Origin of the sequence: Micromonospora sp. NPDC048063 (assembly GCF_043202855.1) — a bacterium.
In the GTDB taxonomy this organism is placed as follows: domain Bacteria; phylum Actinomycetota; class Actinomycetes; order Mycobacteriales; family Micromonosporaceae; genus Micromonospora.
Genome location: NZ_JBIDBG010000015.1, coordinates 72,119 through 89,420, shown reverse-complemented (window position 1 = coordinate 89,420; position 17,302 = coordinate 72,119). Strand labels below are relative to the sequence as shown.

14 protein-coding genes are annotated in these 17,302 nt (G+C 74.2%); 9 read left to right on the top strand and 5 right to left on the bottom strand.

Features of this window, described 5'->3' with window-relative positions; translation table 11 throughout:
• Positions 1-14 precede the first annotated feature (14 nt).
• Together ACGFZ2_RS27915 and ACGFZ2_RS27910 are read left to right on the top strand one after the other, a co-directional pair.
• Positions 15-860: a hypothetical protein gene (locus tag ACGFZ2_RS27915; RefSeq protein ID WP_393458540.1), complete on the top strand. Its 846-nt coding sequence runs from the start codon at positions 15-17 to the stop codon at positions 858-860.
• A gap of 32 nt (positions 861-892) precedes the next feature.
• A complete protein-coding gene (locus ACGFZ2_RS27910) occupies positions 893-1,426 on the top strand; it encodes a hypothetical protein (protein ID WP_393458537.1) in 534 nt (177 codons plus the stop codon).
• Positions 1,427-1,845: 419 nt separating this feature from the next.
• On the opposite strand, the gene ACGFZ2_RS27905 is transcribed toward ACGFZ2_RS27910, so the two are convergent.
• Positions 1,846-3,063, bottom strand: a complete 1,218-nt coding sequence (locus ACGFZ2_RS27905; protein ID WP_393458534.1) for an RNA-guided endonuclease InsQ/TnpB family protein — start codon at positions 3,061-3,063, stop codon at positions 1,846-1,848.
• Positions 3,064-3,200: 137 nt separating this feature from the next.
• On the opposite strand from ACGFZ2_RS27905, the gene ACGFZ2_RS27900 reads away from it, so the two are divergent.
• Positions 3,201-4,520, top strand: a complete 1,320-nt coding sequence (locus ACGFZ2_RS27900) for a pyridoxal phosphate-dependent decarboxylase family protein (protein WP_393458531.1) — start codon at positions 3,201-3,203, stop codon at positions 4,518-4,520.
• A 49-nt stretch (positions 4,521-4,569) separates the two neighbouring features.
• On the opposite strand, the gene ACGFZ2_RS27895 is transcribed toward ACGFZ2_RS27900, so the two are convergent.
• The 4 genes from ACGFZ2_RS27895 to ACGFZ2_RS27880 form a co-directional block, all read right to left on the bottom strand.
• A complete protein-coding gene (locus ACGFZ2_RS27895) occupies positions 4,570-4,971 on the bottom strand; it encodes a DUF2267 domain-containing protein (RefSeq protein WP_393267124.1) in 402 nt (133 codons plus the stop codon).
• Between the two features lie 140 nt (positions 4,972-5,111).
• Positions 5,112-8,510, bottom strand: a complete 3,399-nt coding sequence (locus ACGFZ2_RS27890; RefSeq protein WP_393458528.1) for a DUF4157 domain-containing protein — start codon at positions 8,508-8,510, stop codon at positions 5,112-5,114.
• Positions 8,511-8,513: 3 nt separating this feature from the next.
• A complete protein-coding gene (locus tag ACGFZ2_RS27885; RefSeq protein ID WP_393458525.1) occupies positions 8,514-9,359 on the bottom strand; it encodes a LamG-like jellyroll fold domain-containing protein in 846 nt (281 codons plus the stop codon).
• A gap of 29 nt (positions 9,360-9,388) precedes the next feature.
• A complete protein-coding gene (locus ACGFZ2_RS27880; RefSeq protein ID WP_393458522.1) occupies positions 9,389-9,787 on the bottom strand; it encodes a hypothetical protein in 399 nt (132 codons plus the stop codon).
• Between the two features lie 191 nt (positions 9,788-9,978).
• Here ACGFZ2_RS27880 and ACGFZ2_RS27875 point away from each other — a divergent pair, with 191 nt between their 5' ends.
• Genes ACGFZ2_RS27875 through ACGFZ2_RS27850 form a run of 6 tightly spaced genes read left to right on the top strand, consistent with a single transcriptional unit; the run spans position 9,979 to position 17,297 of the window.
• On the top strand, positions 9,979-11,514 hold the full coding sequence (locus ACGFZ2_RS27875) for a phage tail sheath family protein (protein WP_393458519.1): 1,536 nt from the start codon (positions 9,979-9,981) through the stop codon (positions 11,512-11,514).
• A gap of 10 nt (positions 11,515-11,524) precedes the next feature.
• The gene (locus ACGFZ2_RS27870) at positions 11,525-12,046 is read left to right on the top strand and encodes a phage tail protein (protein WP_350711759.1); all 522 of its coding nucleotides are present in this window, start codon (positions 11,525-11,527) and stop codon (positions 12,044-12,046) included.
• A gap of 43 nt (positions 12,047-12,089) precedes the next feature.
• Positions 12,090-12,809, top strand: coding sequence for a hypothetical protein (locus ACGFZ2_RS27865; RefSeq protein ID WP_393458516.1), 720 nt, complete (start codon positions 12,090-12,092; stop codon positions 12,807-12,809).
• Complete coding sequence (locus ACGFZ2_RS27860; protein ID WP_393458513.1) at positions 12,806-14,170, top strand: hypothetical protein; 1,365 nt, start codon at positions 12,806-12,808, stop codon at positions 14,168-14,170. Before ACGFZ2_RS27865 ends, ACGFZ2_RS27860 begins: the two co-directional genes overlap by 4 nt.
• Positions 14,167-15,423: a DUF4255 domain-containing protein gene (locus ACGFZ2_RS27855; protein WP_393458510.1), complete on the top strand. Its 1,257-nt coding sequence runs from the start codon at positions 14,167-14,169 to the stop codon at positions 15,421-15,423. The genes ACGFZ2_RS27860 and ACGFZ2_RS27855 overlap by 4 nt, the downstream gene beginning before the upstream one ends.
• On the top strand, positions 15,420-17,297 hold the full coding sequence (locus tag ACGFZ2_RS27850) for an ATP-binding protein (protein ID WP_393458507.1): 1,878 nt from the start codon (positions 15,420-15,422) through the stop codon (positions 17,295-17,297). Before ACGFZ2_RS27855 ends, ACGFZ2_RS27850 begins: the two co-directional genes overlap by 4 nt.
• Positions 17,298-17,302 lie beyond the last annotated feature (5 nt).

The window sequence follows — 17,302 nt, the reverse complement described above, 5'->3', positions numbered from 1 at the left end:
GGAGGAAGGTGACCGTGCAGACACGTAGGGACCGCACCCTGAGAGTGATCAAGGGTGCCAGGTCGGGCACCCCCGACCGGCCCGCCCAGCGCCGGCTCGTCGTCCGGGCCGTACCGACGCCGATCGAGGAGGTGCTGGGGCGGCTCGACCAGGAGCCGGTCGAGGATCCGACGGCGACCGGTGACCTGACGGTGGTCGGCGATCCGGCGCAGGCGGAGGACCTGCCGAATCCCGACGACGCCGCCGGGGCGAGCGACGACGACCCCACCAACGGCGACGACCCCACCGCCGGCGACGACCCGGCGGGCGAACGCCCCACAACCGGACGGAAGGGGGCAGGCCGGCACGGGACCCGGGACGGCTCGGCCGCGCCGCCAGCCCGCCGAGCCCTGACCGGTCTGCTCGTGGCGCTGCTCGCCGGCACGCTCGCCCTGGCCGGCGTCTACGCCCATCGCTGGTACGGCCACCAGGAGCTGGAGAAGGCCCGGCAGGGGGCGGTAGCCGCGGCCAAGCAGGCCAGCGTCGACTTCGTGTCGGTCAGCGCCGCCAGCGTCGACCGGGACCTGCAACGGATCTCCGCCGGAGCGACCGGCGACTTCAAGGAGGAGTTCACCCGTGGCCAGTCACAGGTGCGCGCCGCCGTCGTGGAGAACAAGGTCGAATCGCACGGGTCCGCGCTACGGGCCGCGCTCGTCTCCGGGGACCGACGCCGGGCCGTCGTCCTGGTGGCGGTGGACGCCACGGTGAAGAACGTGAAGGCGCCCGAGGGGCGGCCCTCGCACTACCGGATCCAGATGGACATGGTGCGGGACGAGGACTCGGGCGCGTGGCTCGTGTCCCGCCTGCAGTTCGCCGGTTGACGCCCCGGCCCGAGCCGACAAAAGGAGGACCTATGCGTACCCTCGACCGTCTTCGGTGGCGACCCCGTCTCGCGCGCCCGCGCCCGCGCCTGCGCCGTCCCCGGCCGGTCCCGGCGCTGATCGTGGCGATCCTGCTGACGGCGGGCCTCGCCGGCCTCGCCTGGCACGGCGAGCGCGGCGCCGCGCGGACCGACGCCGCGGTCCGCCAGGCGCTGGCCACCGCTCCGGCGGCCGCCAAGGCCATTTTCTCCTACGATCACCGCACTTTCGACGACAGCGTGGCGAACGGGCGGACCTTCGTCACCGGTCCCTTCGCCGACGAGTACGCGCAGACCACGGCCGCGCTCAAGCAGACAGCCGTGCAGCAGCAGGCGGTTGTCCTGGCGGAGGTCTCCTCGACGGGGGTGGTGACAGCCAGCGCGCACCGGGTCGAGCTGCTGGTCTACCTGAACCAGTACCGGCGCAACGTCAACACCGCGGGGGAGAAGGTGGACCAGAACCGGGTGGTGTTGACCCTGGTCGAGGTGGACGACGAGTGGAAGGTCTCGGCGGCGGTCGCCGTCTGAGCGTCCCACGGGCACTCGCCGGTGGGCCGCCGATCGCCCCGCCACAGCATTCGGTGCCCGTGCTGGCGCGCCGACCGGCCCCGGGGCGACCACCGGTGAGGAGGCCACCACCGTGGCCGACCTGCTGCGCGACGGAGACGCCGACGGCGTGCTGCGCCAGGTGCACGAGGCCGCCGCGCCCTACCTGGCGTCCCTGCCGGATCGTTGGTGCACGACCCGGGCACGGAGCCGCTGCTACGCGAGCTGTGGCAGCCGGCCGGCGACGGTTGGTTGCCGGATCGGGGCGAGGGCGCGCCGCGGTGCGCCGGCTGCTGCACGTGGCTACAGCCGCCGCCACGCACTCGGCCAGGCCACGGTTCTTCCACTTCTTGGCCTCCTACCCACGGCTGAAGCCGGGGACTCCCGTGGCTGAGGCGCGTTCACGCCGCGAGCCGTTCGGGTGGTTGGCGTTTCACGGACCGCCCGACGGCGAGGTCTCCACGCCCTGTCACCGCCAGCCCGGCGGCGAGGATGTTCTTGGCCGCGTTCACGTCGGCGTTGTCCTGGTGCCCGCAGGCGACGCACCGGAAGACCGCTTGGCTTTCGCGGGACTCCCGGGCGATGTGCCTGCAGGCGTTGCAGGTTTGCGACGTGTACGCGGGGTTGACCTTGACGACGATCGCGCCGTGATAGCGGCTGGTGTGCTCTAGAGCGAGCAGGAACTTGCCCCAGCCTTTGGCGAGGATGGCCCGGTTCAGGCCAGCCTTCTGCCGAACATTACGGCCGGGTTGCTCGCTGGTGCCTTTGGCGCTGGCGGTCATGTTCCTGATACGCAGGTCCTCCACGACGACCGTGCCGTGATGGCGGACGAGCCGCGCGGCGGTCCGCGCGGCGAAGTCGACACGCCGGTCGCGGATGCGGGCGTGGAGGCGGGCGAGTTGCGCACGCACCGCGTCACGGCGGCCCGACCGACGGTTACGGCCATGAACGCGCAGCGACCGCGACAACTGCTGCTGCAACCGCTTGAGCCTCACCGCCTCGCCGGGCGTGACGAACTCCTGGTCCCACATGTCGCCGTCGGAGGTGGCGACCGCCACGGCCACACCCCGATCGACTCCGACCGGCGGCTTGCCGTTCGGCGCCGCCTCACTCACGCCGTCCTCGACGCAGAACGAGATGTGCCAACGACCACCGGACCGGCTGACCGTGGCGTTGCGGATCGTGCCGCCGAGCGGGCGGGTCCAGCGGAACCGCACCGCACCGAACTTCGGCAGCCGTAACTCACCCCACCGCCGATTGAGCCGCCGCACCGCAATGTGCTTAGGGTCGGGAAACCGGAACGACGGTGCCGTACGCGACTTCGACCGCCACCGCACCTTCCACGTGCCATGCGTCTTACAGGCCCGTTCCAGGTCCCGCAACGTCTGCTGCAACGTGTGCGACGGGGCATCGGCCAACCACGCGCAGTGCGGGTCCTTCTTCGCTACGGCCATCTGCCGAGCCTGCTCGACATAGCCGACGAACCCGCCACGCCGACGGTACTCACGGCGCTGCTCCAGGCCGGTGTTCCACACCGCCCGACACACCGCCCCCACCTGCTCGGCATAGGCGACCTGCTCATCGGTGAACGCAAGCAGGTAACGACGGCCGGTCAGCATTCAACGGCCACTCGGCAGCTCGACATACCGCACCACCACCGCCAATGGCGTACCTCCCGTAACCGCCACAAGTACGAGTTGATGCGGAACATCGGCAGCCGCGAGCACAACCCAAACTCCTTTGCAGTAACCGCGAAATGCGCCCCTTGATCACCACGAACGCCCAGCCAACATACAGCTCGGCACTATCGATGTCTGTCCAAAATCGACGTGTTATCTCCACGGTTATCACCGTGGGGTCTGCGTGTTACGCAGTTCGATCATCGGCGGGGGTGACCCCGGCGGCGCTGGCCGGCGACTGGACTGTCGCACTGCTGGACCAGAACGTCGCGTTCCGCGCCTCGTCCCCGTTCGCCGCCGAGACGGAGACGATCGCGCTGACCTGGCTGCGGGAGCTGTTCGGCCTGCCGGAGCGGTTCGGCGGTGCGCTGGTCGCCAGCGCCACCTTCGCCAACGTCACCGGGCTCGCCGCCGCCACCCACTGGTGGGCCGAACGGCACGGGGTGGACGTGGCGGCGCGGGGGCTGGCCGGGCTGCCGCGGATGCCGGTGCTCTCCGGCGGGTACGTGCACGCCAGCGACCGCAAGGCCCTGCAACTGCTCGGGCACGGGCGGGACTCGGTCGAGGTCCTCGCCCGCGACGGCGTGGGCCGGATCGACCTCGCCGCGCTGGAGCGCCGGCTCGCCGAGATCGACGCCCCGGCGGTGCTGATCGCCAGCGCGGGTGAGGTGAACGCCGGTGACTTCGACCCGGTGGTGGAGCTGGCCGACGTCGCCGAGCGGCACGGCGCGTGGCTGCACGTCGACGGCGCGTTCGGCAACTTCGCCGCCCTGTCTCCGCGCACCCGTCACCTGGTGGAGGGGATCGAGCGGGCGGACTCGATCGCCGGCGACGGCCACAAGTGGCTCAACGTGCCCTACGAGAGCGGATTCGCGTTCCTGAAGGACCCGGCGCGGTTGCCGGCGGCGTTCGGCATGCCCGGCGCGGCGTACCTGCCGGGGGAGGGCAGCGCTCTGCCGTCAGCGTCCGGTGGGCCGGACTACGCGCTGCTCGGGCCGGAGTCGTCGCGCCGGGCCCGGTCGCTGCCGATCTGGGCGACCCTGGCCGCGTACGGCCGGGACGGGCACCGGGCGATGGTCGAGCGGCACCTCGACCTGGCGCAGCGACTGGCCGGGCTGGTCGACGAGGCGCCGGAGCTTGAGCGGCTCGCCGACGTGCCGCTGAACATCGTCTGCTTCCGCGCCAACCCGCCCGGTATGCCCGGGGAGGCTCTCGACGACCTCAACCGGCGGCTGGGCGCCGCGCTGCTGGCGGACGGCCGGGTCTACGCCGGCACCACCGTCTACGACGGGCGGGTGGCGCTGCGGCCGGCGATCGTCAACTGGCGCACCACCGAGGGCGACATCGACCTGCTGGTCGACGTGGTCCGCGAGCTGACGGCCAAGCTGACCGGTTGACGGGCCCGGTGGCCCAGTTCGCCGAGTTCGTGGTCGACCCGGTGCGCCGCTAACGGCCGCGCCCGCCGTCGTACCGCGCCGCCGAGTCGGTGAGTTCCCAGAACTCGGCGGGGAGGTGGGTGATGACGTCGTCGTAGTCGCCCGGCGGGATGGCCTCGCGGAGGGTGTCGAACACCGCCCGCATGCCGGCCTTCGCGGTCGTCCCGTCGACCTCGGCCCGTCCGCTGACCTGCTGGACGAACGCGTCGACCCCGAAGCGCTGTGCCTTGTCCCTGGGCGCGAACGCGTAGGCCCGCAACTCGTCGGGAAGCCGGGCGGAGAGGTCCCGTGCCTCGCCCCCGTCGATCCGCTCCGCCAGGGTCGTGAGCGTGGCGCGCGTGATGGCGGTGGCCTGCTCGGGCGACGTGCGCAGGCGTTTCGCCACCGAGTCGATGAACTCGCTGTTGTCCACCTTCCGGCCTCCCTCTCCGACGGGTAGCGCCGTCTACCCGGGTGCCGGCGCGGCAAACGGCCCGGGCCCGGCGCGCCGCCGAACGAGCTGCCGTCGATGCCGGTGTCCACCGAATCCCGGTTGGCAGGCCGGCGGGCTCCTCAGCGTCCGCGGACGGTCGCCTGGATCCAGTCCTGGATGGTCCTGGTCAACGTCGCGTCCCGGGCCGTCCAGGTGGCGACGACGTCGGGGCCGTAGAAGGTCGACGACTGCCGCCACGCCGCCCAGCTGCGCTCACCCTTGGAGCTGTTCGCGGACGCGTCCATGACGACGAGGTTGTCCCTGCGCACGGCCAGGGCGGCGCGTTCGGTGGCCCTGAGCTTGTCGAAGCCCGCCATCTGTGACATCCGGTTCAGCGAGACGACGTGGTCCACCTCGAGCCCTTGGGGCGGCGTCCGCAGGGGGCCGACCTGGTCGGTCTTCACCTTCGCCAGGATGTCGGCGCGTTCCTTCGACGCGCCGAAGACCTGCCGCATACGGATGGTCGGGTCCAGCCGCGCCTGTTCGGCCAGGCGCTCGGCCTTGCCGAGCGCCTCCTCGGCCCGCCGGATCAGGCCCTCGCCGGTCGGCCGGCTGGTCCGCAGGTCGAGGCCGTCGTACTCCGCGAGCTCCTGGTCGATCTCGCGGATCCGCGCCGTGTCCCGGCTGCCCGCCGGCTCCTGGCGCAGGGCAGCACGTTCGGCCTCCAGCTCTGCTCTCGTCCGCCGCAGCGCGGCGAGCTGCTCGCTGGCAGCCGTGAGCCTGGTCTCGGCCAGGGTGGGCGGTCGCCACGCCCTCATGTCCTTCAGCAGCGCCGCGAACGCCTCCTCGTCGGGCCGCTCGGCGGCGAACCGGTCGACGTACCGCATGATCGTCGCCTCGTCCATCCGGCGCCGCTCACCGATGCTGATGATCCGCCGCACCCGGCGGAACGCCGTGGTGATCTCGGCGCGGCCGGCGCGGGTCATCTTCGTCACGTCGCCCATGAGTTCGAGCATCCGGGCGTCCCTGCGCAGGTCGGCGACCGTCTGTACGCCTCTGCGGGCGGCGTGGTACATGACCTTGACCAGGGGCCACGGGTCGACGGCGCCGCCGGAGCCCATCAGCCGACCGGCGGCCTCGCCGAGCGCCTTCCGGAAGCCGAGTTCCGCCGCCGAGCGCGCCTTGAGCGCGTCCTTGAGTTCCCGGTTCAACCCCTCGGCCGCCTCGATCTTCGCGGTGAGCGTCTTGAGCCGGGCGGCGGCCGACTCCGTGTCGGCCGCGGCGGCGAACTCGCGCAGCGGCGCTTCGAGCGACGAGAGGCCCTTCGCCGACATCCTGAGAAGCGTGGCCGTCGTCAGGCCCAACTCGAAGGCCGCGGAGGCGACCGCGATGCCGACCCAGGCCAGCGACGGTTCCTCCTGGATGAACGACAGCCGGTACTCGACGGCCTGCCGCTGGTACTCCCGGACCGCCTCCAGGGCCTGGTACGCGCTGAGCGTGGTGCCCCCGATCAGCGCTGCCGCGGCGACCCACCCGCCGCCGGGCACGAGGGCGGCGAGCACGAGGGCGATGACGCCCAGGACGACCGTGGAGAACAGGTGCGCCGACTGCGCCGCCGCGACGGTGTCCCGGACGATCCAGGCGTAGATCGTGCCGTCGCCGATCCCCTGGCTCTTCTTCGTGGCCTCGACGAGATCGGGCAGGCTGAAGATCCGCTCGGGGTCGGCGGTGAACTCTCCGCGGGCCTTCGCCGTGTCGGCCAGCCGTTCCTCGACGACGTCGAGCAGGTACTGCTGTGCGGCGGGGGCGTCGAGTCCCGCGAGCTTCTCCCGGTCGGTGCCGCGGCCCAGCTTCTCGGGGTCGACGAGCGGGTCTCCGCCGGAGCCGGTGACCACCGCGGCGCCGGCCGACGCCCGCAGCGTCTGGGCCTCTGCCTGGTACCGCTGCGCCTCCGTCCGGGCCCGGTTCCGTTCGGTGGCGGACTCCGCACCGGCCCGGGTCGTCCGGGCCAGCGACTCCTTGGCGGCCGCGGCACGGTAGTCGGTGCGCGCCGTCGTCCTGGCGATGCCGGCGACCATCGTCTGGACGTAGCCGGTGGTCCGAAGCTTCTGGCGTTCCTCGCGGAGCTGATGGTCGTACCGGGTCAGCACGTCCAGCGCGATGGCGACCGCTTCGGCCCGGAACCGCACCCGGTAGGCCTCCGCGGCGGCGGCGAACTCCGCCTCGTCGGCGAAGCCGTGCCGGGCCAGGGCGGCGTCGAACTCCGCGTTGAGCCAGTCCAGTTCGGCGATCGGCCCGCTCTGGTGCGCGGCGCCGGCCGACGCCTGGATGACCCTCTTGCGCAGGTCGTTGCGGCGTTCCCGGAGCCGGTACAGGTCCTCGCACCCGAAGAGGGTGGCCTCGGCGGCCTCGGTCCGCGCCGTCTCGGCCTCGCGGACCTGCTGGTCCAGCAGGTACCGCTCGATCGAGGCGTCGAGTTCCGCCCAGGTGGTCGCCGCGGCGGCGGTGCTCCGGTAGTCCGCCCGCTGGGCCTTCGTCAGCCCGCTCAACTTGTGCGCCAGCGCGAGGGCCGTGGCGTAGTCCTCCGGGGCCAGCGGCCGGTCGCCCGAGAGGAGGATCTGCCGGACGTCCTCGGGCAGCTCGGCGATCTGGCGGCGCTGCTCGCGTTCCCGTACGACGTCGGCCCGCACCCCCAGCCACCGCCGGCGCAGGACGGCGTCGCCGGGGCCGGTGCCGAGCTTCGTGCCGGGCGCGATCTCGTTCTCCCGCCAGAACCGCACGTCCGTCTCCGTGTCGACCTCGGCCCGCTCGGCCTCGGAGAGCTGTTCCATCGCCGCCTGCGTCACGTCGACCACGGACAGCACGATGAAGCCACGGCGGACGTCTGCGGTCGTCGCCGCCCGCCCGCCCGCGGTGTCGAAGTGCCACAGCGGAAGGCGTCGGTCAACCTCCTGTTCGTTGCTGGTGCCGTAGTACTGCCGAACGAACTCGCGGAGCAGTTCCGGCGGCGACATGACCCGGGTCACCCGGAGCCGGAACGGACGCGCGGTGCGCCGGCCGGCCGGTTGCGGCGTCTCGGGCTTGAGCTGGAGCCGGCCCTGGCCGTCGCCCCGGGCCTGCTGCGCCACGTGCGCCAACTCGTGCGCGAGAAGACGCCGCCCGGCGTCCGACCCGGGCGGTGCCCCGTCGCCGAGGACGACGTGCCGGCCGGTGGTGTACGCCGCGGCGCCCAGCGCCGCCGCCGACGCGGCGGCCTCCCGCCCGGCGTGCACCCGGATCTGGCCCAGGTCCCAGCCCAGCCGCGGTTCCATCGTCGCCCGTGTCGCGGCGTCCAGCGCGGCGCCGGTGGAACCGAGCGGGACCGCCGATCCGTCGAGGTGCCGCATCGGACGGACCGGGCCGGCGGCCTCGGTGGACCGCCGGTCGGCGAACCGGTCGGCCTCCGACTCCAGGCACGGGTCGGGTGTCACGGCCGGCGGGACGGGACGGCGCCGCACCGTCGGTGCCTCGGTGCGGTCGGGGCCGTCGTGCGTGCGCATCCGTCAGGCATCCCCGGTGCGGTCGGCCGCCCCGGTCCCGGTCGGCACGGTGGCGGACGCCGATATCCGGGAGACCATGGCGCGGTGGTGCGCCATGATCCGGGTGTCCGGCAGCGCGGCGTAGACGGCCAGCTTCCCGATCGCGCCCCGGAAGTACGACCGGTGGTCCCTGGTCGCGATCCGCAGCGGGGCGGGGCCGCCGCTGGGGATGACGTGGTACGGGGGCCCGAGGGTGTCGCTGTCCATCGGTACCCCGTTGCGGTAGAGGCGGACGGTGCCCCACCCGTCCCGGCACACGTCGACGGTGTCGATCTTCAGGACGTAGTGGAACCATTCGCCGGCCCGCAGCGGCGGGACCGTCCCGCCGCCGGACCGCATCCCGCCCTGCCAGTACGAACCGGCGCCCAGCCCGCCAGCGGAGTTGAAGACGTATCCCGAGACGCGGTTGGGGCGTGCCGCCGCGGACCGTGAGTACATCCGGGCGGCGTACTCGTGGCTGCCGGTGGTGCCCTTGCCGATGAAGTGGACGTACGGGCCGTCGGGGGAGGGCTGCGCCCCGGGCTGCTCGAGCGCGTCCGGCCGCACCCAGGCCTCGAGGACCAGGATGCCGCCGAGACCGGGCACGGAGAGGTCGTCGGCGTCGGCGATCTCGGCGTACTGCGCCACGCCGTCGAACACGGCCACGGTGTCGCCGTTGGGCAGGGCGCCGGTGGCGGGCGCGCCGACGTAGCGGAGCGCGTGGCCCCGGCCGGCGAGGTCGGTGCCCGAAACGCCGTCGACGCCGACGTAGACGACGGGGTCGTCGGCGAGGACCGCGTCGTCGTACGTGGAGCGGGCGCCGGATGTCATCGGTGGACGGTGTCGGGTGTGCCCGAGGCTCAGGTCGACGGCTGGTCGAGGCAGGCCAGCATCTCGACCAGCACGCTCCGCTCTCCCCGGTTGGCCAGCGCGAGCGTGCGGGGTCCCCCGTCAACCAGGGCGTCGAGGGCGGTGGCGTTGGCGACCAGCAGGTGACCGGAGACGGTGAGCTTGTCCCCGGTGGCTTCGCCGCTCTTGGGCGTGACCTCGACGACGGCGCTCTTGCCGGCTCCGTCAATGGCCCGGACGGCCAGCAGCAGGGGTGTCCCGCCCGCCGGCAGCAGTGCGACCTCCTGGCTGTCGCCGGGCTCCAGGTCCACCGTGGCGAAGGCGTACGACGCCGGATCCACCGTCGTCGCGACGGACACCGCGGGCCCGCCACGGACCTGCACCGATGTCGACACCGCCACCTTGACCATCCGGGAACCCCTCGACTCGATCCGACCTCGTACGACCACCGTGGCGTGTCCCCATCACCCGGGCGTCACCGCGTGGTCACCGAGACGGGCGCCGGCCCCGGCCAGGTTTCCTGACGAGCCGTTGACGACGTGGTGACGGTGTTCGGGCAGCGTGTCGGGCGACGGCGTTCGTCGAGACGAAGGAGCGGGCCATGCTGTTGCCGGCCATGCCGTACCCCGGGGTGCACCTGGTCGAGCTGCCTGGCGGCAGCCGTACCATCACCGGGGTCGCGACGGCGATCACCGCTTTCGTCGGCAGCGCCGACCGGGGGCCGGTCGACGAGCCGGTGCTGGTGCAGAGCTGGTCCGAGTTCGAGCGGACGTTCGGTGGCATCCGGCGCCACCGCGGCCTGGGGTACGCGGTTCGCGACTTCTTCCGCAACGGCGGCGGCAACGCCCTGGTGGTGCGTCTCGCCGGCGGCGCCCGACCGGCGATCGTCCGGGCCGACACCCTGTTGCTGGCGGCGTACGGGCCCGGCGTGTGGGGCAACGACCTGACGGTCGAGATCACGCATCCGGACCCGGCCGACGCCCAGGACGTGGCCGCCGGCCAGGGGGTCGAGCCCGGCGGCCTGTTCCACCTGACGATCCGAGAGGTACGGGCGGGCACCGAACGGGCCGTGGAGCGCTTTCTCAACGTGACGACGACCGACGGCCCGCGTCAGGTCGGCCTGGTCCTGGAGGGGTCCCGTTTGATGCGGGCGGGCACGCAGCTGCCGGCGGATCGACCGGCACCCGGCACCTACGAGGTGGAGGCGGCCAACCAGGGAACGGACAGCGGGACCCTGACGGCGGACGACTATCTCCCCGGCCCGGACGACGCCGGGTCGGGCATCTACGCGTTGCGGGCGGCGGACCTGTTCAACCTGCTGTGTCTGCCACCTCCGACGCCGGCCGGGTCGCTGCCCGTCCGGGTCTGGGCCGACGCGCTCGCGTTCTGCGTCGAACGGGACGCGGTGCTGCTGGTGGACCCGCCCGCCGACAGGACCGTCGACACGGTGGCCGACTGGGCGTCCACCGCGCTCCCGCAGGGCGTGCAGAACCGCAACGCCGCGCTGTACTTCCCGCGGCTGCGGCAGCCCGACCCGGCCAGGGGCGGCACGGTCGCGGAGTTCGCCGCGTGCGGTGCGGTCGCCGGGGTGATGGCCCGCACCGACGCTACCCGGGGTGTGTGGAAGGCGCCGGCGGGCATCGACGCCGGCCTGGCGGCGAGCGGGCTGGCCGTGCCGCTGACCGACGGGGAGAACGGTCGGCTCAACCCGCTCGGAATCAATTGCCTGCGGACCTTCCGGGACGTCGGCACCGTGGTGTGGGGGGCGCGGACGATGCGCGGCGCGGACGCCCTGGCCGACGAGTACCGCTACCTGCCGGTGCGACGGCTGGCGCTGTTCCTGAAAGCCAGCCTGTACCGGGGCACGCAGTGGGTCGTGTTCGAGCCGAACGACGCGCCGCTGTGGGGACAGATCCGGATGTCCGTCGGCGCCTTCATGCAGGACCTGTTCCGGCAGGGCGCGTTCCAGGGCGGCAGCCCGCGGGACGCGTACTTCGTCAAGTGCGACGCGGAAACCACCACGCAGTACGACATCGACCGCGGGATGGTCAACATCCTGGTCGGGTTCGCGCCGGTGAAGCCGGCGGAGTTCGTGATCATCGGTCTTCAGCAGAAGACGTCGGACGCGGCGGCCTAGGAGGAGAAGGATGGCCGAGTTCACGGTCAACCCCACCCGCTTCGACCCGTACAAGAACTTCAAGTTCCGGGTGCGCTGGGAGGGGCGGTATGTGGCCGGGGTGAGCAAGGTGGGCGCCCTCAAACGCACGACGGAGGTCGTGCGCCACCGACACGGGGGCGACCCCAGCAGCAGCCGTAAGTCGCCCGGCCGCACCGAGTACGAGGCGATCGTGCTCGAGCGGGGGGTCACGCACGACACCGACTTCGAGCAGTGGGCGAACAAGGTCTGGAACTGGGGCTCCGGGCCGGGCTCCGAGACGTCCCTCAAGGACTTCCGACGCGACATGATCATCGAGGTCTACAACGAGGCAGGACAGTTGGCGATCGCCTACAAGGTGTACCGCTGCTGGGTCTCGGAGTTCCAGGCCCTGCCCGACCTGGACGCCAACGCCAACGCGGTGGCCATCCAGACGATCCGGCTGGAGAACGAGGGCTGGGAACGTGACCAGGCCGTCAGTGAACCCGTCGAGCCGACCCTCGCCGTGTCGTGACAGGCCCCGCGGGCTGCCAACCCTGTCGGGCGAGGGAGGTGTGGTGAGGGTCCTCGCCGAGCCCACAGTCCTGCTGACCGCGTGGGAGGAGGCCGCCGCCGTCCCGGCCGCCGCGCGTGCCGCCGTACTCGTCCACCGGGCCGGGCTCGCCCCGGACCTGGACGCCGCGCTGGATCTCAGCATCGGGCGGTGCGCCGCCCTCGCGCTGGCCGCCCACACGGCGGCGTTCGGCCGGGACGTGGATGTCGTGTTCCCCTGCACGTCCTGTGGGGCGCGGCTGGAGGCCGAGCTCCACCTCCCGGATCCGGCCGAGACGGATCCCGAGGCACTCGTCGGCGCCGTCCACCCCGACCGGGTCGACGACCTCACCGTGCACCCCCTGACCATCCGCGACCTGCTCGCCGCCGCCACCGGCGTCGACGGTCGCGCCCTGCTGTTCTCCCGGTGCGTCCGTCGCGCCGACGGCACCTCCGCCGTGCCGGCCGACCTGTCGCCCGCACAGCGGGAGGCCGTCGACGCCGCCGCCGACCGGCTGGCCGGCTTCGCGGCGCTCGCGCTGCGCATGACGTGCCCGTCGTGCGGGGACGACGTCCGGGTCGCCCTCGATCCGGACGCGCTGCTGTGGGACCAGGTCGACGCCGCCGCGCCCGCGCTCCTGGACGAGGTGGCCACCCTCGCCCGCGCCTTCGGCTGGGACGAGGCCACCGTGCTGGCCCTTTCCCCGGCCCGGCGCGGCGCCTACCTGGAGCGCGCGGCGCGATGAGCGGGTTCTTCGACCGGATGGCCGCCCGGGCCCGGGGCCACGAACCACGGGTGACGCTGCGCCGCCGGTCCCGGTTCGAATGCTCTGACACCGCCACGGGGATCGACTGGCTGTCGCCGGCCGTGGCGGAGACCTCGACGGCCGGCCCCGGACCGGGCGGCCCCGCCCGGCCCGCGCCGGCCGGGGAGCGCGTTCCGCGGGTGGAGCCACCGCCACCCCCGGTCGACCGGCCGGGCCCCGGGCCCCCGGACCCGGCGGTCGACCCGCGCAGAACGGCCGACGAGGTGCCGGCTCCGGCCGGCCCGGCGGCGGGGCAGGCCGCCGACCGGGCCGGGTCGCCGCCGCCCGCCGCGCCGGCCCCGGCGGTGGTGGGCGAGGCGGCGGCAGTGGCGCTGCCACCCGCCCGGCCCGGCCCCCGACGCCCGGTACCCCGGTCACCGGCACCGCGGGTCGCGGCGGACGGGCCGGACGGCTCCCCGGGAGACCCGACCCCTGCCGAGAACACGACCGGTGCCGCCGCCGGCCTTTCCGACGAGGGCGACGACCACCGGCCGCAGGCCGGCCCCGCCCGCGCGGTCGGCACCCCGCCCGCCGCGGAGCCCGAGCCGCCGCTCTCCGCCGTCGGCTCCCCCGGCGGTCCGCCCTGGCGGGAGCCGGGGGACGCGGCGGACCTGGTGGTCGCGCGCCCGGCGGTCACGCCGCCCGCCGGCACCGGTCGGGCCGTCCCCGCCGCGCCGGCCGCACCGGCCGGTCTCGCCCCGGTGCCCGGTGACACACCGGCGGCCGGTGCCGTCGCCCGGCCGGCCCGGCGCACCTGGCATGGACCGGCCGACCTCGGCGGTGGGGCTGGCGCCGCGCCGGCCGGTCCGGGTGGGCCGCCGGCGCGCCGCGACCCACCGGCGGCCAACGGCGCCCCGGCCGCGGGCGCGGTGCGGGACGACACCGTCCCGGACCTGCTCGACCTCGTCCGCGACCACGTCGTGCCGGCACTGCGCGAGCGGGGCGTCGTCGCCGCCGGCGAACGCGTCGACGTCCGGGCCGCCCACCAGCCCGGGACGTCGCCGCCCCCGCCGGGCCGGGTGCAGGTCGTAACGGACCACCGCCGGGTCACTCCCGCCGCCCCCGCGCTGCCCCCCGACGCGGGGGCCGGCGCCACCGCGGCCGGGGGCGCCCCGGACGGCGCGGAGAGCCACCGCCAGGCGTACGGCGACGGGCGGGCGGCCCGCCGCGACGTCCATGTGCACATCGACCGGGTGGAGGTGATCCGGTCCGCGCCGGCCGTCCCGCCCACGCCGCCCGCCACCCCCCGAGCCGACCTCGACAGGTATCTCGCCCGCCGACGGGAGGACCCGTCCCGATGAGCAACGGCCTAGCGATCGCCGCCGTCACCTCGACCCTGCGGTACGTCCTCGATCGCGCGCTGCAACGCCCGCATCCCGGGCCGGTCGGCGGGGCCAGGGTCACCACCCTGCGTCCGGACCGCCTCGGCAGCTCGGCGCTCGTCCAACCCAAGGGCATCAACCTCTTCCTGTACCAGGTGACGCCGAACCCCGCCGGCGCCGTCGCGAACCTGCCCACCCGGCGTCCCGACGGGTCACTGCACCGCCGCCCGGTGTCCGCGGTGAACCTGCACTACCTCGTCACCTGCCACGGGGAGGACCCGTCCCTGGACGGACAGCGGCTGCTCGGCACGGCCGTTACGGCGCTCTCCCTGACCCCGGTCCTGACCCGGGAGGTCATCAGGGCGGCGGTCGACGCCTACCACGGCGCCGACGAGACCGCCTTCCTCGTGGACACCGACCTCGCTGACCAGATCGAGCCGGTGAAGGTGTCGCCCGCGCCGCTCTCCGTGGAGGAGATGGCCCGGCTGTGGTCGGTCTTCCCCCAGACGCCCTACCAGCTGTCCGTGGCCTACCAGGCGACCGTCGTCCTGCTGGAGGCGGTGGCGACGCCGCGCACCGCGCTGCCGGTGGACCGGCGCACCGTGTCCCTGTCCGCCGGGGGCTCACCGCGTCTGGTCACCGTCGCCCCCGAGGTGCCGGGGAGCGCGGTGACCACCGGCAGCGGCATCGTCCTGTACGGCGTACGCCTGTTGGGCCCGACCACCCGGGTCCGGATCGGCCCGGCCCGGCTCGCCCCGGCGGACGACGCCACGCCCTCGACGCTGCGGGTGGTGCTGGACCGGACCGTGCCCGCCGGACGGCACGCCGTGCGGGTGCTGCACCTGAGCCGGCCCGACGCGTCGGGCGAGCCGTCCCGGGTCGTCGCGTCCTCCAACGCCGGACCGGTCACGGTGGTGCCGGTCGTACGGAACGTCACGGTCGGCGCCGAGCGGATCACTCTCGCGGTCGATCCGCCGCTGGTCGCCGGGCAGCGCGCGACCGTGTTGTTGTCGCGCGTGGCGGGCGCCCCCGCACCCGCCCCGGACGCGGTGAGCGTCGCGCTGCCGCCGGTGGCCGCGGACGCGGCGCCCGCCGCCAGGCTGGACGTGCCCCGGCGGGACGTCCCGGACGGACAGTGGCTGGTGCGCGTCCGGGTGGACGACGTGGAGAGCCTGCCGGAACGCGTCGACGGCGTCTACCGCGCGCCCTCGATCACCCTGCCGGTCCCGTGAGCGCGCCCGACGGCGGGTGGGCGGACGCCAACCGCGACCACCTGCTCGCCGAACTCGACGTGCTGCGACTGGCGGTACGTCCCGACGCCACCCCGGCCGACCACCGGCAGGCCGAGGAGAGGCTGGCCGAGGCGGGCCGGCGGCTGGGCGGACCCGGCACGCTGGACCAGGTGGCGGTCGGGTTCGGCCTGACGCCGTTCGAGCGCGCGGTCCTGCTGCTGGCCGCCGGCCCGGAGTTGGTCTCGGCGGTCGCCGACGAACTCACCACGGCCTGCGGCCGGCCGGCGTTGACCTTCGGCGCGGCGCTGTCCCGGCTGCCCCAGCCGCACTGGAGCGCCCTGGTGCCCTCCGCGCCGTTGCGGGCGTGGGGGCTGCTGCGGCTCGCCGACCCCTCGTCGCCGACCCGCAGCCCGCTGGTGGTCGACGAACGGATCCTGCACCACCTGGCCGGCGCCGGTGACCTCGACGCCGACCTCGCCCGGGTGGCCCGCACCGTCGAGGCCCGTCCGGAGCTACCGGGCCCGTGGCAGGCAGTCGTCGAGCGCCTCGTGGACGCCTGGGGCCGACGCCGGTCGGTGCTGTTGTGCGGCCCGCAACCGGCGAACCTACGGGTAGTGGCCGCGGCGGCGGCCACGCGTGCCGGGTCGCGGCTGCTGCTGGTGCCCGCCGTCGACCTGCCGGCGGAGGCGACCGAGCGGTGGCGGACCCTGCGGCTGATGGCGCGCGAAACGGTGTTGACCGGCTGCGCCTGGGCCGTCGACCTCACCGACGCCGGCCTCCCGGCGGGGGAGGACGTCGCCCGCGTGCTGCCGGGACTGGGCGCGCCGGTCGTGCTGCTCGCCGGTGAGGAGACGATGTTGCCCGACCACGACCTCGTCCGGGTGACCCTCACCCGGCTGGACGTCGCCGACCGCCGTCGCGTGTTCGCCGCCGCGCTGCGTCGGGTCGGCGCGCCCGCCGAGGCGGCGGCCGAGGCGGCCGGCGTCTTCGACCTCTCCCTGGCCGACGTCGACGTCGCGGCGTCCGACGCCGCCCGGGGGACCCCGCTGTGGCAGGCGTGCCGGGCCCGGGTACGACCGTCCTTCGGCGTGCTGACCCAGCTCCGCCAGCCGCGGGCCACCTGGGACGACCTGGTGCTACCGCCGACCCAACTCGCGCAGTTGCGGGCGCTGACCGCGTCGGTCAGGTTCCGCACCCTGGTCTTCGACGACTGGGGCTTCGCGCGGCGGACGGCCCGGGATCTGGGCACGACCGCGCTCTTTGTCGGCCCGAGCGGGACGGGAAAGAGCCTGGCGGCCGAGGTGGTCGCGGGCGACCTCGGGCTCGACCTGGTCACCGTGGACCTCAGCCAGGTGGTCAGCAAGTACGTCGGCGAGACTGAGAAGAACCTGCGGCGGCTCTTCGCCGCCGCGGAGGACAGCGCGGCGGTACTACTCTTCGACGAGGCCGACACGCTCTTCGGCAAGCGCACCGAGGTACGCGACAGCCACGACCGGTACGCCAACCTGGAGGTCGGCTACCTGCTGCACCGGTTGGAGTCCTTCCGGGGACTGGCCGTCCTGACCAGCAACGCCCGTTCCGCGATCGACCACGCGTTCGTCCGGCGGCTCAGGACCGTGGTGACCTTCCCGTACCCGGACGCCGGCATGCGGGAGGCGTTGTGGCGCGCCGCGTTTCCCACGGCGACCCCGGTGGCCGACCTCGATCCGGCGGACCTGGCGCGCGCGGACCTGACCGGCGGCGGCATCGCGGCCGTCGCCCTGTCCGCCGCCTACCTCGCGGCGGGCGAGCAGAGCGCGATCACGCCCGCGCACGTACGCCTGGCCACCAGATGGGAGCTGGCCAAGTCGGGCCGGTCCGCCGTCGACGGATGACGGAT